General features: G+C 53.3%; 1 protein-coding gene. It reads left to right on the top strand.

Translation table 11 applies throughout. The features are described from left to right. On the top strand, window positions 1-594 hold a 594-nt coding region (locus ABCW47_RS15105), incomplete at its 5' end, for a hypothetical protein (protein ID WP_343210766.1). Between the last annotated feature and the right edge of the window lie 5 nt (window positions 595-599).

Below are 599 nucleotides of genomic sequence, written 5' to 3'. Positions count from 1 at the left end.
CCGAAGGAAGCCTTTAGGAAGGCGTCGAAGGAGAAGATCGGTCTGAGAGTCCGGCTGTATAACCCGCAGATAGAAGAGGACCTGTGGTATGAGTGGATCTTTGCGGGGGAAGAGATCGAAGAGGGAAAAGAGGAAGACCTGGACCTGTACATCCATCCAAACCCGGGAGAGGGGGAATCGGTATGGAAGCAGATCCGCGGAAAGAAGGCACAGGTACTGAGCTTTACCCACCACGGGGAACTGCCGGGGAAGGCGGTGCTGCGGATCAAGAACATGGCAGGATTCCGGGAGAAGGAGCAGGTAGGCTTTTATTACAGCAATCCGGAGAGCGGGGAGCTGGAATGTATCAAGGAGGAAGTGAACCAGGACGGGGAAGGGTATTATGAGGTGGAGCTTAAGCACTGTTCCATCTATACGCTGATGCGGGAAGGAACGGGAGCATGGCCCTGGATGGCAGGAGGAGCGCTGATCCTGCTGCTTGTACTGGTGATAGGAATAGAGAGAGCAAGAAGGAACAAGAGAAAGCTGACCCAGAGGAAGAGAGAAAGAGAGAAAAGAAAAAGGGAAGAAGAGACGGATGGCAGAGAAGAGTGAGAAAA

Source organism: Anaerolentibacter hominis, from assembly GCF_032380675.1.
Taxonomy (GTDB): Bacteria; Bacillota; Clostridia; order Lachnospirales; family Lachnospiraceae; genus Anaerolentibacter; species Anaerolentibacter hominis.
This window is presented reverse-complemented; position numbering and strand designations above follow the sequence as displayed.